Source organism: Pseudoalteromonas sp. APC 3694, from assembly GCF_030407565.1.
In the GTDB taxonomy this organism is placed as follows: Bacteria; Pseudomonadota; Gammaproteobacteria; order Enterobacterales; family Alteromonadaceae; genus Pseudoalteromonas; species Pseudoalteromonas tetraodonis.
On the sequence record NZ_JASDDE010000018.1, the window covers coordinates 25,377 to 42,662 of the forward strand.

Annotated in this window: 14 protein-coding genes and 2 pseudogenes; 10 read left to right on the top strand and 6 right to left on the bottom strand. The window is 38.7% G+C overall.

Annotated elements, in window-relative coordinates; all coding sequences use genetic code 11:
- Positions 1 to 603, bottom strand: a complete 603-nt coding sequence (locus tag QMA00_RS08285) for an aminodeoxychorismate/anthranilate synthase component II (protein WP_013465081.1) — start codon at positions 601 to 603, stop codon at positions 1 to 3.
- 1 nt (position 604) lies between these two features.
- Positions 605 to 2,173 (bottom strand): anthranilate synthase component 1, encoded by a 1,569-nt coding sequence (locus QMA00_RS08290; protein WP_290156780.1) that lies wholly within the window; start codon positions 2,171 to 2,173, stop codon positions 605 to 607.
- Between the two features lie 445 nt (positions 2,174 to 2,618).
- Here QMA00_RS08290 and QMA00_RS08295 point away from each other — a divergent pair, with 445 nt between their 5' ends.
- The 5 genes from QMA00_RS08295 (at position 2,619) to QMA00_RS08315 (ending at position 6,211) form a co-directional block, all read left to right on the top strand.
- On the top strand, positions 2,619 to 3,473 hold the full coding sequence (locus QMA00_RS08295) for a PHP domain-containing protein (RefSeq protein ID WP_290156782.1): 855 nt from the start codon (positions 2,619 to 2,621) through the stop codon (positions 3,471 to 3,473).
- Entirely contained in the window at positions 3,470 to 4,090 is a 621-nt protein-coding gene (locus QMA00_RS08300; protein WP_013465078.1) for an L-threonylcarbamoyladenylate synthase, read from the top strand. The genes QMA00_RS08295 and QMA00_RS08300 overlap by 4 nt, the downstream gene beginning before the upstream one ends.
- Before the next feature lie 2 nt (positions 4,091 to 4,092).
- The gene (locus QMA00_RS08305) at positions 4,093 to 4,929 is read left to right on the top strand and encodes a ScpA family protein (protein ID WP_076922263.1); all 837 of its coding nucleotides are present in this window, start codon (positions 4,093 to 4,095) and stop codon (positions 4,927 to 4,929) included.
- A gap of 147 nt (positions 4,930 to 5,076) precedes the next feature.
- On the top strand, positions 5,077 to 5,628 hold the full coding sequence (locus QMA00_RS08310) for a cytochrome b (RefSeq protein ID WP_076922262.1): 552 nt from the start codon (positions 5,077 to 5,079) through the stop codon (positions 5,626 to 5,628).
- Position 5,629: 1 nt separating this feature from the next.
- Positions 5,630 to 6,211, top strand: coding sequence for a YceI family protein (locus tag QMA00_RS08315; RefSeq protein WP_013465075.1), 582 nt, complete (start codon positions 5,630 to 5,632; stop codon positions 6,209 to 6,211).
- 52 nt (positions 6,212 to 6,263) lie between these two features.
- Here the strand turns inward: QMA00_RS08315 and QMA00_RS08320 are convergent, their stop codons facing one another.
- Both QMA00_RS08320 and QMA00_RS08325 read right to left on the bottom strand, forming a co-directional pair.
- The gene (locus tag QMA00_RS08320) at positions 6,264 to 7,097 is read right to left on the bottom strand and encodes a transporter substrate-binding domain-containing protein (protein ID WP_076922261.1); all 834 of its coding nucleotides are present in this window, start codon (positions 7,095 to 7,097) and stop codon (positions 6,264 to 6,266) included.
- 122 nt (positions 7,098 to 7,219) lie between these two features.
- Positions 7,220 to 7,387: a hypothetical protein gene (locus QMA00_RS08325; RefSeq protein ID WP_175610048.1), complete on the bottom strand. Its 168-nt coding sequence runs from the start codon at positions 7,385 to 7,387 to the stop codon at positions 7,220 to 7,222.
- Between the two features lie 472 nt (positions 7,388 to 7,859).
- Here QMA00_RS08325 and QMA00_RS08330 point away from each other — a divergent pair, with 472 nt between their 5' ends.
- From QMA00_RS08330 to icd, 5 genes and pseudogenes are all read left to right on the top strand, one after another.
- Positions 7,860 to 8,834: an acetoacetate decarboxylase gene (locus QMA00_RS08330; RefSeq protein WP_076922260.1), complete on the top strand. Its 975-nt coding sequence runs from the start codon at positions 7,860 to 7,862 to the stop codon at positions 8,832 to 8,834.
- Positions 8,755 to 10,596 (top strand): annotated as a pseudogene (locus QMA00_RS08335) (TonB-dependent receptor). Before QMA00_RS08330 ends, QMA00_RS08335 begins: the two are co-directional and overlap by 80 nt.
- A gap of 15 nt (positions 10,597 to 10,611) precedes the next feature.
- Positions 10,612 to 13,295 (top strand): annotated as a pseudogene (locus QMA00_RS08340) (7TM diverse intracellular signaling domain-containing protein).
- Between the two features lie 97 nt (positions 13,296 to 13,392).
- Positions 13,393 to 14,133, top strand: a complete 741-nt coding sequence (locus tag QMA00_RS08345) for a glycosyltransferase family 2 protein (RefSeq protein ID WP_076922259.1) — start codon at positions 13,393 to 13,395, stop codon at positions 14,131 to 14,133.
- Between the two features lie 278 nt (positions 14,134 to 14,411).
- Positions 14,412 to 15,662, top strand: a complete 1,251-nt coding sequence (icd, locus tag QMA00_RS08350) for an NADP-dependent isocitrate dehydrogenase (RefSeq protein WP_076922258.1) — start codon at positions 14,412 to 14,414, stop codon at positions 15,660 to 15,662.
- A gap of 11 nt (positions 15,663 to 15,673) precedes the next feature.
- On the opposite strand, the gene QMA00_RS08355 is transcribed toward icd, so the two are convergent.
- The gene (locus QMA00_RS08355; RefSeq protein ID WP_013465068.1) at positions 15,674 to 16,120 is read right to left on the bottom strand and encodes a hypothetical protein; all 447 of its coding nucleotides are present in this window, start codon (positions 16,118 to 16,120) and stop codon (positions 15,674 to 15,676) included.
- 109 nt (positions 16,121 to 16,229) lie between these two features.
- Positions 16,230 to 17,177: a LysR family transcriptional regulator gene (locus QMA00_RS08360; RefSeq protein WP_290156792.1), complete on the bottom strand. Its 948-nt coding sequence runs from the start codon at positions 17,175 to 17,177 to the stop codon at positions 16,230 to 16,232.
- Between the last annotated feature and the right edge of the window lie 109 nt (positions 17,178 to 17,286).

The window sequence follows — 17,286 nt, forward strand, 5'->3', positions numbered from 1 at the left end:
TTATTTGGCACGCGTTAAATAGGCAACGCTTTGCTGCAGCAGCATAGCGCCATTGGGCGTTAAAATAGATTCTGGGTGGAATTGATAACCCAGCGCAGTGTCTTGATGATGATAAATAGCCATTGGAATATCTTGATACTTTGCAATAACCGCTAAGTTATCAGGTACTTTTGTGGCCATTAATGAGTGATAACGCGCCACTGGCATAGTGCTACCCATTCCGTTAAATACCGGGTGATCGTCTAACTCAATAATTGATGACTTACCATGTACGGTTTCACCAGCATGACCGATTACTCCGCCGTAACTTTGTGTTAGTGCTTGTTGGCCTAAACAAATGCCCAGCATTGGAAATTTACCTTTGCACAAGCTAATCAACTCCATTAGGCAACCCGCATCACTGGGTGCCCCTGGGCCTGGCGATAAAACCAGTAATACCTGCTTATGCTCTGCCTGCATTTTGTTGAATATTACTTCAGCGCTAATGTTATTTCTGTAAACAACTAACTCAGCACCTAGCATTGTTAGTTCATCAACAAGGTTATAGCTAAATGAGTCAAAGTTATCTAAAAAGTAAATTTTAATAGGGTGTGCTTCACTCATTTTATACAGCCTCATATGTCGATTTAATCGCGGTGATCACCGCCTGTGCTTTAGCGCGGGTTTCGTTAGCCTCTGACATTGGGTCTGAATCAAACACAACCCCAGCGCCAGCTTGCACATAAGCAATATTATTTTTAACAAAGGCTGCACGAATAACAATACAGCTGTCCATTGCACCATCACCAGTTAAATAGCCAACTGCGCCGCCATAACTGCCGCGGCGTCTTCCTTCGGTTTGGCGCACAAGCTCTGCAGCTCTTACCTTTGGCGCGCCCACTAATGTGCCCATGTTCATACAGGCTTGATAAGCATGTAGGGCATCTAGTTCGGGTTTTAATTTCCCCACCACGCGCGACACTAAGTGCATTACTTGTGAGTAACGGTCTACTTTTAATAGCTCTTTGGCATGGCGCGTACCCGGCACGCTAATGCGGGCCACATCATTACGCGCTAAATCAACCAGCATTAAATGCTCTGCACGTTCTTTTTGATCGTTTCTAAGTTCAAGCTCAATACGGCTATCTAAATCAGGGTTGATTTGTCCATTAGCAAATTTGCCGCGAGGGCGTGTGCCGGCAATCGGATAAACCTCGACCTGTTGAGATTTAACTTCGTATTTAAGCGCGGACTCAGGAGATGCGCCAAATAATGAGAAATCTTCATCGCGCATGTAAAACATATACGGACTAGGGTTTTGTTTTTTTAGCTGGCTGTAGGCATGTAAAGAGTCAGGGCAGGGTAGTGAGAAGGTACGAGAAGGCACCACTTGAAAAATATCGCCATCGACTATGTGTCGCTTGAGCTTAATTACTTGCTGGCAATATTGCTCATCACTAATATCAACATTTACAGGGCAGTCACCTGTTTGGCTTGGGGCACTAAAGTCTGCGGCGTGGTCGCACAATGTATTAAGGCGCTCTAATTGTTTGCCCACTTCAAAACAATTAGCGTGAACATCAGGGCCATTAAACACATTACCAATTAACTCGGTTGTTTGTTTTTGATGATCAATAACAACCAGTGTTTCTGCTAAATAAAAAACATAGTCTGGACAGGTGTTTTCTCCGTCAGGTACATCGCTTAGCTGTTCAAAATTAGCCACCATGTCGTAGGCAAATACGCCGCCTAAAAACACCGAGAATGGATTGTTGGTGGTACTTTTAATGCTATTTAAACAGGTGCGTAATGCGCTAAAAGCGTTATCTGCAATCAGCTTACTGGCTTGGTCAATTGTGTCATCTGCTGGGTGATACTCCAGTGTTAGTGTGGTATCGGATAACTGTGATGCGCAGTTTTTTACATTAGCTTGTAAATAGTTGAGTAACTGCTGACCGTTATTTGATTGTGCTGTTACGCTCACTTGGTTGCCTTGGCAGACAATACGCAGTGCACAATCAACGAGTATTAAGCTTTTTACACTATCTTTAGAATCTATCTCTGCAGATTCAAGTAATAGTGAGTTAGGTTTATCAAGTGCCGCATACAATGCAAGTGGGCTACTTATGTAGTCTCGTACTTGCATTATGCTGGTCACTTCACCTGGTGTTGTTGTTATATGACTAAAAATCAAACCTCATCCCCTAAAAAAAATAAAACCCCGCAATGCTAAGCAGTGCGGGGGTTGAATAACGATGTCTAAATTATAGATAGACCATTACCGTCCCGCTATGCCAGGCGCCACCACCAATGATGTGTAAGAGTGTTTACGTTATTCATGTTTTTAATTCCTGTTAATCTTGTATTGCAAAATTTAGTGATAAAAAAACCCGCATGGTAGCGGGTTAGAATTTTTTGTTTAGACACGACAATTCATCACCCTTGATTTTAAGAGTGCCACCACCAAATGATGTTGTGAATTGTATTTTTCATTGTTGTTAATTCTTTAATGTCTAAAAGTGGCTACAGTAAAACGTATCAACTGCTTTTGTGTCAAGTGTTTATTTAAAACAATTTAGTTAAAAAACTTGTTATACTGGGTGAAACACCGTTAAACCCTAAATTTAAGTAGTTTTCATTTGATAAAATACGACCTACATAGTCACACCACGCACTCAGACGGCCACTTAACCGTTGAGGAATTATTAGCGCGAGCAGTCGATAAAAATATTGATGTATTTGCTATCACCGATCACGATACGGTGGCTGCTATCGAACCTGCACAGGCTTTTATCAAACGTGAAAACTTGCCGCTTAGACTTATTAATGGGGTTGAAATATCAACCAAGTGGGAAAGTTTTGAAATTCATATTGTTGGACTAAATATTGATACCAACGATAGTACCTTGCATACACTACTGAGCGAGCAGCAGCAAAAACGTGAAACTCGCGCAATAGAGATTGGCCATCGACTAAATAAAAACGGATTCGATGGTATTTACCAACAAGCTCGCGAGCTGGCCGAAAATGCACAAATTACTCGCGCTCACTTTGCCAGAGCATTGATTGAGCGTGGTGTAGCTAAAAACTTTCCTGGGGTATTTAAAAAGTATTTAGGGCGAGGTAAAACCGGTTACGTGCCAAGTAATTGGTGTGATATGCAAACAGCTATTGCGGCGATTCATGCCGCAGGTGGGGTGGCCGTTTTAGCGCACCCAAGTAGCTATAAAATGTCGAACAAGTGGCTACGTAAATTGTTAGTGGAATTTAAATCAGTAGGCGGAGATGCAATGGAAGTTGCGCAGCCGCAGCAGGCGCCAAGTGAACGTCAGTTTTTAGGGCTATTGAGCCAAGAATACCAGCTACTTTGCTCACAAGGCTCTGATTTTCATTTTCCGACTAGCTATTTAGAACTTGGAAAAAATTTATACTTACCTAAAGATTGCCAAGGGGTTTGGCAAACATGGGAAAAGCACGAAGGAGTTGCATTATGAGTCAATTATTTCATATACATCCAGATAATCCACAGCCTAGATTAATTTCTCAAGCTGTTGATATTATTAAACAAGGCGGCGTAGTTGTGTACCCTACAGATTCAGGATACGCGATAGGCTGTAATTTAGGTAATAAGCAAGCTAAAGAGCGCATTGAACGTATTCGTGGTATTGAAAAACATCACAATTTTACTTTGGTATGCCGTGATTTATCTGAGCTGTCTACTTATGCGCGTGTTGATAACCAAATGTTTAGGCTTATTAAAAATAATACCCCAGGGCCTTACACGTTTATTTTTAAAGGTACGAAAGAAGTGCCTAAGCGGTTATTAAACGACAAGAAAAAAACCATAGGCATACGTGTTATAGAGCACCCAATAGCGTGTGCTTTATTAGCCGAGCTGGGTGAGCCATTAATGTCATGCTCACTTATTTTACCGGGGGAAGAGTTTACCCAAGCTGATCCCGATGACATTTTAGAGCGCCTTGATAAACATGTGGATTTAATTATTCATGGTGGGTATTTACCTGAGCAGGCGACCACAGTGATTGATTTATCAGAAGATGATATTCAAATTCTTCGTGTTGGTTGCGGTGATACAACGCCATTTGAATAACAATGAAACAGTCTGAGACGCTATCATCAACACCTGATATGCCAGTGCAGCAAAAGCTGCCTCTGGCATTTTTACATGGTAAAGCCGTTGTTGATAAACCCGAAGATTTATATATCCCGCCTGATGCCCTTGAAGTTATTTTAGAAACCTTTGAAGGGCCTTTGGATCTGCTGCTTTATTTAATTAAAAAACATAAGTTAGATGTTCTTGAGTTGTCAATTTTTAGCATTACTGAGCAGTATGTTAAATATGTAGAAATGATGAGCGAGTTCCAGCTAGAACTCGCTGGTGAATATTTAGTAATGGCGGCATTGCTGGCACAAATTAAATCTAGGCTGTTACTGCCTGTTCATGAAGAGTTAGAAGAAGAAGACGATCCTCGTGCCGAACTTATAAAACGTCTACAAGAGTACGAACAATTTAAAAAAGCGGCCGAAAATATAGACAGCCTACCTCGAGTTGGCCGCGATATCTTTATAGCGCAGGCAAGCGTGCCAGAACTAGCAGAAAAAAACCAGCCATTACCTGAACTGGCAATCAAAGATTTATTGTTAGCGCTAAGCGATGTCATGGCGCGTGCAAAAACATTAGAGCATCATTTAATTAGCGCTGAAACCCTTTCAACGCGTGAGCGCATGAGCTTGATTTTAAATACCTTATCCCAATCAAAAACGCCTGTTGCGTTTACTCAATTATTTACCTTTGAAGAGGGACGCAGTGGGGTTGTTGTTAGTTTTATCGCCATGTTAGAACTAATAAAAGAGGGCCTGATTGCCTGCTTACAGGTTGAACCTGATAGCCAAATATACGTGTCTCTTAACGAGTCAGCTGCTAGCTAATTCCTTCTAAACGTTATTTGCAATTATACTAATCTTATACATTTTACTGTGCGTATACGCACGATGAGTGTTTGCATATGCTATTTTAATCACCACTTAATCATTATATCGTAGTGTTATTACTAAATAAGAGATTGGCAGTAGGGAATGTTTAAAAACTCAAAAACCAGCTATGGCGTGGTGGCTATATTTTTACACTGGCTGATGGCGCTGACCGTGTTTGGTCTGTTTGGTTTAGGTTTATATATGGTTGAGCTGACTTATTATGATAGTTGGTATAAAGGATCATTAGACCTACATAAAAGCATTGGCCTTAGCTTAGCAGCGGTTTTTGTTTTTAGGCTGTTATGGCGACACTTTAGTGTTAAACCAAGTCCGATTGGCAGTAACAAGCAGTTAAATCAATTAGCCCAAACAGCACATATTTTAATGTATCTGTTTTTACTGATCATTATAGTGTCAGGGTATTTAATTTCGACGGCTGATGGACGACCCATAGAAGTATTTGGCTTTTTTTATGTAAAAGCTATCGACTTTGCGTTTGATTCTCAGGCTGATATAGCCGGGCAAATCCATTTCTATAGCGCATGCTTATTAATTGGATTTGTAGTATTGCACGTGTTAGGTGCGCTAAAACATCACTTTATCGATAAAGATAAAACATTAATTAGAATGATCACATTACAAAAGGATGATTAAAATGAAAAAATTATTTTTAACTTCAGCGTTATCAGCAGCGATGTTTATGACAGCGACCACTGCGAATGCCGCAGATTATGTTATTGACACAAAAGGTGCGCATGCTTTTGTAAACTTTAAGATTAAACATTTAGGCTACAGCTGGCTGCACGGTCGTTTTAATACCTTTGATGGCAAATTTAACTACGATGCTAAAAATCCAAATGCGTCTCAAATTAGTGTAAATATTGATACGGCAAGCCTAGATTCAAATCACGCAGAACGTGATAAACACTTACGTGGAAGTGACTTTTTAAACGTAAGCAAATACCCACAGGCAAGCTTTAAGAGTACAGCGATTAAGTTTGACGAAGACGGTGAAGAAGCCACAGTAACCGGTGACTTTACTCTACACGGTGTTACGAAGACAATTACCTTTGAAATAGATAAAATTGGTGAAGGTAAAGATCCATGGGGTGGTTACCGTGTTGGTTTTGAAGGAGAAACTAGCTTAAAACTGGCCGACTACGGTATTGACTATAACTTAGGCCCAGCATCTACCCATGTTGATATTGGTTTATTTATTGAAGGTATTCGCCAGTAAGACTATTTTAAAAAAGCTAAGCGCTAATTAGTAACACGCTTAGCTTTTTTTATTATTGTAAATGTGCTTCTAATTTGGGTTTTAAATGATTTGGCAACCACCGAGTTAATATCTGTTTATAGTCTTCAGTCTGCTTAATCAGTTTGAGTTGTTGATTAAGCGTAGCAATATCTTCTGCACCTTGCTCGTTTTTAGTACAGCCAATGTAACCGTAACTTATTTCTGGTGCTTCAGTGAGCATCCGCTGGGTTAAATCATCAGTAAACCCCATTGTTTTTGCTAAATAATAATGTTCACTTGGGTAACCTAATAAAATATCAATTCTTTTAAGGTTAAGCATATATGTTAACGTACTGAGGGTATCGCGGGTTGGTCGAATGACCAGATTTATACCGGGTGTGGTGTTGATTATTTTATCAATTTCACTGCCATAGGAGCGATTCATAGATACACCTAAGGTAAGCTTTTTATTAACTAATAAATTGTTTAATGACACCGGTTTAGCGTCTTCAATATCAAGCGCACTACTTAGCTTGGTATGCATGGCAATTGATGGCGAAAGCCCTGCTGTAGAGCTTTGATGTGTGAAATAAACACGCTCTTCGCGGTATTTATTCCTATAGAGCGACAAAGCACAGGCATTAGACTGCAGGTTTGCGAGTTCCTGAATCACTTTGCCTGAGGGGATGATCACTCTTTCAAAGGTAATATGCGGCAGCTGCTGTTCTAAAAGCGAAATAATACTTTCGTCACGACCTTGGGATTTGTTCGGCCCGCTTATAATGTAGTAGGGCGCAAAATCATGTGTTAACCATTTTATTGTTCTGGCATTACACTTTGTGCTTAAAAATACACAGACTAACAGTATTAACCACGAAAACCGCATTGGCACTACAACGAATAAATAAACAAGGATTTAAGTGTAGTCAATAATACACCAAAAAGTAAAATGCCAGCTTCACGCTGGCATTTAGATTTATTTATAAGTGTTTAACTTATCAATAATAATTAGCTGGCTTTGAGCCACTTTACAAATTGACGTGCATCACTTGCTTTTTGAAACAACGCATTTTTCAAACCTTGTGTATCGCTAAAGATTACACGATGTTTGTTAACCGAAATTGATTGCACTGGATGTGCTATTTGGATCATAGATCCGTTATATTGGTATGACATAATAAAACTCACTTTATTTTTGTTATTTATTCTGGGCTTTTTCTTAAAGCACATTACAGATGATAAATAATCTAATTGTGTTTAGCTTCATTACAGTGTTGACGATCTTTATGACACTTTTACGATGATATTAAAAATAAATCATCAAGGTATTAATAGGGGGTCTCGCCGTACAATAACTTAGCTTTTGAATATACGTTTTGCGGGGCTTACTGGATCAGGGTAAAGAGGTTAACCGCTAGGGCTTTTTATAGCCAAGCAGCGATACTACTTCACAACATTTTACTTTGCAAGCAATTTATTAAAATACTTTGAATCGAGTGGAATTCACATATAGCCATAAATATTAATTCGCAAAGGTCAACAGACCCGAATATATCTGACTATACTCAGTTTTTAACTGAGGGGGTCAAATGAGCTCACTATCTACGCCATATCAACATTTTTTATCTAATCCAATAGCAAAGCCGCCTTGTCGTATACACAATGCGAATATGTATGGTTTTTTGCTGAGATAGAATTAGCTAAATCACAAAGATATATTGATTCAACGCTAAACGTAGGCGTTAAAGGGAATATTCGTTTTAAAATACTTGGCGAGTTTGCATTTATTACATTTACAGATATTGAAAAAATAGCCTCAATGACACCGCCTTTCGATCAGCATGGTTGGATGCAACAAACAGATATTATAATTTGGTTGCCTGTCGCTAAAGTTGAAAATGAGGATATAAGCTACTTATATTGGTATCCTGCATTTATCTGCGTTAATAACATTTATGCACTCATAAATGGTCGCGAAACGTGGGGCTATAATAAATATTTATGTGATTACATTATGCCCGAGTGTGTAACTGAGCTTTCGAATTTTTCACTATCTTTAGAATGCTTTGATCATTTTTCGCCTGAATCAAAGCTGCAAATGTATGAGTTATTTACAATTACAATAAACTCTCAGGGGCACGAAAATGACTTTTTCTCTGTCCTAGATGATTTTGGCGAGCAAGTAGCAAATTTGTTTTCTCGTAAACATTTAGGCATTGATTTGTCATTATTAAAGCAGCTATTGAGTGGGTTTGTTAATCCACAAATGGATCAAATATTGTTTAAGCAATTTTCCGATGGCAGTAGTGATTCAGCGGTATACCAAAGCGTAATGCACTCACCCTCTATGATTAAAAAAATACATCGCTTTAAATTTCTGAAGCCTGAGTTTACGTTACATCTTAATAAATTAGATAGTTTCCCCCTTGCCGTTATGTTTGGTCTGAAGTTAGGTAGTCAAGCGCTGCACTTACCATTTTATGTTCAAATGGATTTTGACCAGTTAGCCGCACTAAAATTTAAATTACTTAGAAGGATTTATCATGGGCCAAGAAAAAATTGTGATAATTGGTGGTGGTGTATCGGCTATGACTGCTGCACTGTATTTAACCGAGCAGCGTGATTGTCAACAGCATCGAACTATTACTGTATACCAACAAGGTTGGCGTTTAGGTGGTAAAGGCGCAAGTGGCCGTAATGCGGCTCGTGGGCAGCGTATTGAAGAGCATGGCTTGCATGTATGGTTTGGTGCTTATGTAAATAGCTTTAAAACAATAGAAACGGTTTACACTAAGTTACAACGCCCAGTCGATTCACCTTTATCTACATGGCGGCAAGCATTAAAGCCGCATAGTTTTATAGCACTAGAAGAATATATTAATGATCAATGGCAAACATGGCCAATAGATTTCCCCTTATTACCTGGAAATCCTGCGGAGGGTAGTTTGGATATTACGCCATGGGACTTTATTAAAATGACCCTAGCTTGGCTAAAAAAGTGGATACTGGATTTACAATTAGCCGCAAAAAAAGCCAATAAAAATATAAATTTGAGCACAAAAAAATCTCGTGATCAGTCTTATGCTAATTGGCAATTAGACACACACAATGAGCTTGTTTTTTTAAGCAGTTATAACAAATTAAAATGGGACCATGCTTTTAATTGTGATGGCTCTCCTGCAAAGTTATGTGAGGGCAACTTAGGGTTAAATACTGATTTGATGACGCAAGAATTGCGATTGCAATCTCAGTTGGGTGAGCATTTTTTAACGACGGGAATATATTATGCTGATGAGTCTATTGTTCAAGATAATGTAAATGATATTTTACGCGACTATCGGGGAATTTTATCGACAGATTTAACCGCTACCTTTTTTTATAATAATAAAATAAACACAAAGAGTATGGCTGCGTTTACGCAACTCGATTATCAATTAAACCAAGATTGACTGATCACTGCAGGGCTTCGTTACTCTTATGAATCGTTAGACTACGACTCAGTGTCACAGCTTAATGTTATTTTAGATGCTAACGATTTAACGGGGGTTAAGGTTCCATTTTATCGTGTTCAGGGAGAGCAGTCAGATAATGGCATTTCAGGGCAGTTAGGAGTGAACTTTAAAGTCGATGATTCAACTTACGCCTATTATCGTTTTGCTAATGGCGCCAAAAGCGGAGGCTATAACGGTGGATTTTTATCATCGGTAGAACAGGCCCAACTCGCTGACTATCAAAAAGAGCGGTTAAACTCACATGAAATCGGATCAAAGTCATGGTGGCCACAGCGGGGTATTCGATTTAACTGGGCTGCATTTTATTATGATTATAATGATCAACAAGTCTTTATGAATCAGCCTTCAGCATCTGAGCAGAGCCCGCCAATTCAATTATTAGAAAATGTGGCCGACTCCATTATTTACGGCTTAGAAGCTGATCTTGAGTATTGGCTGACCGATAATTTGAATGTTAAGTTTGCTATGGGTTATATACCTCATGCAGAGTTTGAAGAATATGTTGATCCACTAGGGAATGCGTTAACTGATAATCGCTTACCATTTACCTCAAAATGAAATCTCAGTGCGGGTATTGAATACACTCTTAAGGTGGCTAATCACCCACTAACTACTCAATTATTAGTTAATTATCAATCCGATTACTATTTTGATCAGAATCAAAACCCCTATGCGATGCAAGACAACTATAGTATTTTTAACGCCAATATACACTATCAACACGATAACTGGGCGGTTGCCATTTGGGGTAAAAACCTGTTTGGTACTCAATACAGTCACTTAAAATTTGATTTAAGTTCTTTTCTTGGCATGCTTGAAGATTTTAAGGGTGAAGGCCGGCGTTTTGGCTTGGATATTAGTTATCAGTTTTAATTTAAGGTGCAAAGTATGCCAATAAAGGCAGCTCTAAAGCTATTTATATATTGTGTATTTATATGCTTTAGCAATTTAGCAGTGGCAAATGCACTTGAGCCTTTTGCTTATACTTTGAAACAACAAGATACTGATTTGCTTAATCAAGGCAGTGTATTTCAAGTCACTGATGGCGCTTTTCCCCGAGATCATAGCGATATAGAAACGCTTTTTGAAAAAAAGCAACCACAATCGAGAACATCGTTTTTTGGTGGTAGTTTTTGGTTTGTGATTAAGCTGGAAAACAAAACTGATTTAAATGAACTTGTGTTATATTCCTATAACACGCTGCTTTCAAAAATTGAGACGCGTATTTATGATATGTCGAATTTTGATGAGCCAATAAATCGTTATACAACGGGTGGCATTTACCCTAATGAGTTTGCATTTCATTATGGTAATAGAATCGAGCTGACGCCTAATCGGCCCTACATATTAATTGCAAAATTTCAAAGTGAATACTTTTATACCCCACCTAAATTAGTGCTTTCACCTTATGATGATTTTTTTGTGAAAAAAACATCATATAACATGATTATGCTACTGTGCTTCGGGGTTGGCATTGCATTAGGTTTATATAATTTTCTTATTTACTTGGGTGATAGAGATAAAACCCATTTATATTACGCCCTGTTTACCGCGTGCTGGGTATTAGCTTGGAGTCAGTTTTTTCATATACCAGATTAAATTTGTGGTTTTTATAACGCCCATTTTCATTGGCTAGGTTTTACCTTAATTCCCATCACAAATATCTTATTTTTTAACAGCTTACTTAAATTAAAAGAAACGTCCCCTCAATTATCACGGTTTTCAATTTACTTGGGCATTATTGCTACCGCAGGTACTCCATTTGTAATCATTTGGCCAGGTTTTGGCTTTATATGGGCTACTTTAGTAACGGGGGCTACTTTGTGCCTGGGTATGATTGTTGGTATACGAAGTTGGTTAAGTGGCTTTAAGCCCGCTCGCTATTTTGTTTTAGCGTATTTGGCGATGGCCATTCCTAATATGGTCGGCAATTTAACTAATTTAGGAATTATTGAGCCAATAAAAATGGATCTCTATTTACTTGGGCTTATTGGTACCGCACTCGATGCAGTGCTACTTGCTTTTGCCGTGGCAAATAAATTTAGCATTTTACACCATGAGAATGTTGAATTGACTAAAAATTTAGAACACAAAGTACACTTGCGTACTCAAGAGTTACAACAATTAGCTGAAGAGCTTCGTGATGCAAGTGAAGCTAAAAGTCGATTTTTAGCCAATATGAGCCACGAAATTCGCACCCCAATGACATCAATTATTGGTTATGCTGATGGTATTATTTTAGGTGATATACAGCCTGATGAGAGAAACCATGGCATTCGGGTGATTTTGCAAAATAGTCGTCATGTTCTTGGCTTAATTAATGACATTTTGGATATGTCAAAATTGAGGCTAACCGTCTAGAGATAGAGCTAGTTGAAACAGACTTGTTTGCCACTATTGCTGAAATCGAATCGTTATTAGGAAAACAAATTCGTGATAAAGGCTTAAAATTTAAAGTTGATTATCAATTTCCGCTACCTGATTGGGTAGTCTCAGATCCAACTCGATTGAGACAAATATTATTAAATTTAGCAACCAATGCGCTTAAATTTACCAGCCAAGGTTATATAAAGCTAACGGTTAGCTGTAATAAAAAACAACTAATTATTAAAGTGAAAGATACGGGAATTGGTATGACCGACAGTGAGCAAAAAGACTTGTTTACTCCCTTTCATCAAGCTGACTCGTCGATTTCTCGCAAATACGGTGGCACTGGACTTGGGTTAAATATATCAAAAAGCCTAGCAACTAAACTAGATGGCGATATTACGGTTTATTCTGTGCTCGGAAGCGGCAGTGAGTTTTGTTTTACTATGGCACTGCATACAACGGCTCATACAAAATGGGTTTACGCATTTGACGATATCTGTAAGTCACAAAACAAAGAGCTCCCTTTAAATAGTAACCAGCGAAATTTGATTGGTAGGGTACTCGTGGCTGAAGATCACCCAGAAAACCGACAGCTGATTAAGCGGATTTTAGAACGAATGGGTTTAACTGTGGTGGCAGTAGAAAATGGCCGAGATGCCGCGCAAGCGACACTTGATGAACAATTTGATTTAATTTTATTAGATATTCAAATGCCAATTATGGATGGTGAACAAGCAATTAGTATTATGCAAGCAACAGGAGTAACAACACCGATTGTTGCGCTTACTGCGAACATGATGAAGCATGAAGTCGATCGTTATTTAAGACAAGGTTTTACCGACCATATTGCCAAACCTATCGATAGACGGTGTTTTAGCAGTAAAATCGCAAGTTACCTTGATATTGATATATGCGAAAATATTAAGCTGCCTGATGATGAGTTTGCACTACTCAAGCAAGAATACATTAAAGGATTAAAAAAGCAAAAACACACATTACAAACGCAATTTAAGCAGGGTGATATAACCGGTTTTGCGCGCAGCGTACATATGATCAAAGGAACAGCAGGGATGTTTGAATGCCAAGCACTGTATCAACAAGCTGTTGAGTTTGAAAAACGATTAAAATCCGCTAACGCCGTGCTTGATAGATATCAAGTAGAGGCTTTACTCAATACAATTGACGTTATTTTAGAAGCTTAAAACCATACTTTTTAAAGCCTTGTTTCCTGTGTTGTTATGATCTGTTTATAATAGGAAGATAATTTTTAAAATACAGCGTTATTAAAAAGGAAATTTTGTGAAGCTATCTGTTTGTATTATATGTAAAAATGAAAAGGATAAAATTGAGCGTTGTTTAGAATCAGTAAAGTGGGCAGATGAAATCATTGTACTTGATTCAGGTAGCACTGATGAAACACGTGCTATTGCAAATAAATACACAGATAAAGTATTTGTGCGTGATGACTGGCAAGGGTTTGGTGAGCAAAGACGTAGAGCAGAAGCATTAGCAACTAACGATTGGATTTTTGCAATTGACTGTGATGAAGTTGTCAGTGAGCGTTTAAAGGAAGAAATAATAACGACATTGGCAAAATGCAATGAGAAAAATATTTTAAAGCTTAACCGTTTAACGTATTTATGTGGCAAATTTATTCGACACAGCGGCTGGTATCCTGATCGTATTGCGCGTATTTACAATAAAAAAATAACAGGTTATAACCAAAACTTAGTGCATGAGTCTGTTGTAATGCTTGATTGTAAACCAATTGAGTTGAAAGAAAATATATTACATTTTCAGCATGAAGATATTTTTGGTTACATGAATAAAAGAAACCATTATGCGCACATAGGTGCAGAGCAAATGGTAAAAAAGGGTAAAAAACTATCACTCTTGAAGGCGAGTTGTTCCGCTTTTTTTGCTTTTATCCGCCATTATTTTTTAAGACGTGGCTTTTTAGATGGTAAAGCAGAATTTGTTATTGCGGTTATACAAAGCCAATATAGTTTTAATAAATACTTATTTGCCTATTACAAATAATCTCATTTAGCAGGTTAATTTTATAATCATCCGGTGGTTAAAATTAATCTGCACTTATGTTCTACTCAGTAATGCTCTACTCAGTAATGTTCTATTTGGTCAGGTGTTAGATAAAATGCCTGATGCCACCTTTATTAAAAAATCGTTCCCTTATTTTTACTAATAGTGAATACCGTGCAGTTATTCGCTGCGGTGATATCAATTATAAAAATGCAATTACAGACACTTATTAACTAACATGCTTTAATGAAAAGAGGATGTTTTTCTAGGTGTTAACAATGCAATATCAACATATTACTGTGCCAGAAAATGGTGAAAATATACTCATTGATGAACAAGGACAGTGGCATATACCCGAACACCCTATTATTGCTTATATTGATGGTGATGGCGTCGGGCTCGAGGTGATGCCAGTGATGCGAAAAGTAGTGGATGCCGCCATAGAGCATAGTTATGGCCCAAGACGCAAAATTCATTGGATGCAAGTTTACAATGGTGAGCAAGCTGCCAAGCTTTATGACGGTGATTGGTTTCCTCAAGAAACGATTAATGCAGTACGAGAGTGTAAAATTGCGATTAAAGGCCCTTTAACCACACCGCTTGGAGGCGGGTTTCGCTCGCTCAATGTCGCGCTTCGCCATGAAATGGATTTGTATGTAAATATGCGAACCATTAAAGGATTTAGTGCATTACCGTCACCCTTAAAAAACCCATTTACCACGCATATTACCGTGCTGCGTGATAGCAGTGAAGATGTGTACTCAGGAATTGAGTGGCAAGCGGGCAGTGTTGAAAATGAAAAAATGCTCGATTTTTTATGTGAAGAAATGGGCGTAACTCGGCTTCGTTTTACCCAAGAGTGTGGTTTAGGTATTAAAAATATCTCTAAAGAGGGATCAGAGCGATTAATACGCTATGCAATTAATTATGCCCTAAAAAATAATAGTGAATCACTCACTTTAGTCCACAAAGGCAATGTACTTAAGTTTACCGATGGCGCATTTAAGCGCTGGGGATTTGCGCTGGCCAAACGTGAATACGCTGCCGTTGAGCATCAAAACGGGCGCTGGCTTGAAATACAACGTGCTGATTTACCGCCGTTGGTTATTAAAGAAGTAATTGCCGATAATATGCTTCAGCAGTGTTTAATGGATCCTGCTCAATTTGATGTGGTGGCCACCACTAATCAAAACGGAGACTTTTTAGCCGATATGCTCAGTGCACAAGTCGGTGGAGTAGGGATTATGCCGGCGGCAAACTTAAATACCGAAGTTGCGTTTTTTGAACCCACACATGGTACATTTGAGCGCATAGCAGGACAAGATAAAGCAAATCCGAGCAGTAGCTTATTGAGTGCGGTGTTAATGCTTAAATTTATGGGATGGAGTGAGGCTGCTTACTTAATTGAAAACGCGCTTGAAAGCACATTTGCCAGTGGACAGGTTACATTTGATTTAGCTCAATCAAATCATAACTCGACAACCTTAAGTTGCAAACAATTTGCCAACAAGGTTATCGAGCACTTTTAAAGGGCAGCATTTTACGCTGCAGAGGCGTTAGCTGTTTGCTCGCGATGAACGCATGGACGCTCTGTCAGCTCTGCAGCTCTGTGGTAAAGTTTATGGGCGCTTGGCTCATCACAGAGTGTGCCACTAAGCGTATCCATTAAAGCAACCACAATAATTGCAGGCACTTGGCAACAGTATTCATCTAGAACGGCTGCGGTTGTTTGTGCATCTACATGACAATGTGGATGACTTTTACGTTGATATGCATTTAATAAAGTATTCACGTCGAGAATGTCGTTTTCTTGGTGTTTTGTTTTACGACATGCACACCCAAACTCATCAACTAACGTGGCTAACGCTTGGTAAACGTGTTGCGTTTGAAGTGTTGTTTTACGACACAATTGTTGTTCAATGAATTGATGTAAATTTGCATCAATGAATAATCCGTCTTGTTGTGTGAAGCTTGCTGATGTTTGCATAATTATTACTCTTAGTTTGTTGGCTTAACTTCACTGTAGCGCTAAGTGTAATATTAATGAAATTATTGTTTTCAATAACTGATATTGATTTGATCAATATTTTAATTCTTTACCTATCAATCACTGTATTTGCAAACGCCAACAACTCGCGCCTAAGCCATTGGTGCGCTGGTGTATGGTGTAACAACGGGCTCCATATCATTTTTACTTCTATGGGGACTATTTGAAATGGCACAGGGCTAATCACTAAATTAGTATGGCTAGTTAAAAGCTTTGCTTGACGACGCGGAAGGGTTGCAATGAGTTGCTCAGATTGACACAGTAAACTGGCAATCATGTAATGACGAGTAAATACGCGTATTTTACGTGTTTGTTCTAATTGCCATAATGCCTCATCGACCCAGCCTAATTTTTGTTTACCTGATTTACTGGTCACAGCGGGTTCGGGGCCCCAGCCGGCTCGATTAACCCAAATATGTTCACTTTTTAAGTATTGGTCTAAGTTTGCATCGTTTAAAAATGGATTATGTGGATGGGTTAAACAACAGTAGTTATCTCGCCATACAGTAGCTTGATGAAAAGAGCGCGGCAGACCATTAAAACGGTTTATTGCCAAATCGATAGTGCCTTTTTCCATATCCTGTAGGTTAACGTCGCTGGGGCTAAGTACATCGAAGTCAATGCCCGGGTTTTTAGCTAGCTGCTTGCAAATAAAGGGGGCAATTAGCGTCGATTCTAAATAATCGTTTGCCATAATACGAAACGTCACGTTGGCGGTAGCCGGATTAAATTGCTCACTGGGCTGCGTGATCTCTTCTGCCATTTTTAACAGCGATTCAATTTCGGGCTTAAGGGCAAGGGCTTTAGCTGTTGGGGTCATGGAGCCCGCAGCTCGTACCAGCAAAGGATCGTCAAATAAATCTCTTAGGCGTTTTAACGCATTGCTCATAGCCGGTTGTGTTAATGCGAGTTTATTGGCCGCTTTAGACACACTTTTTTCATCTATTAATACATTTAAATAGACGAGTAGGTTGAGATCGACATTTCTTATATTCATATGATCAATTTTATTTATTTGCTGTATTAATTATCTAAATTAAAGCGTGCTTGCTAAGGTGTAAACCTCTAATAAAAAATAATCAGCATAATTACTAAAAATAGAAGCG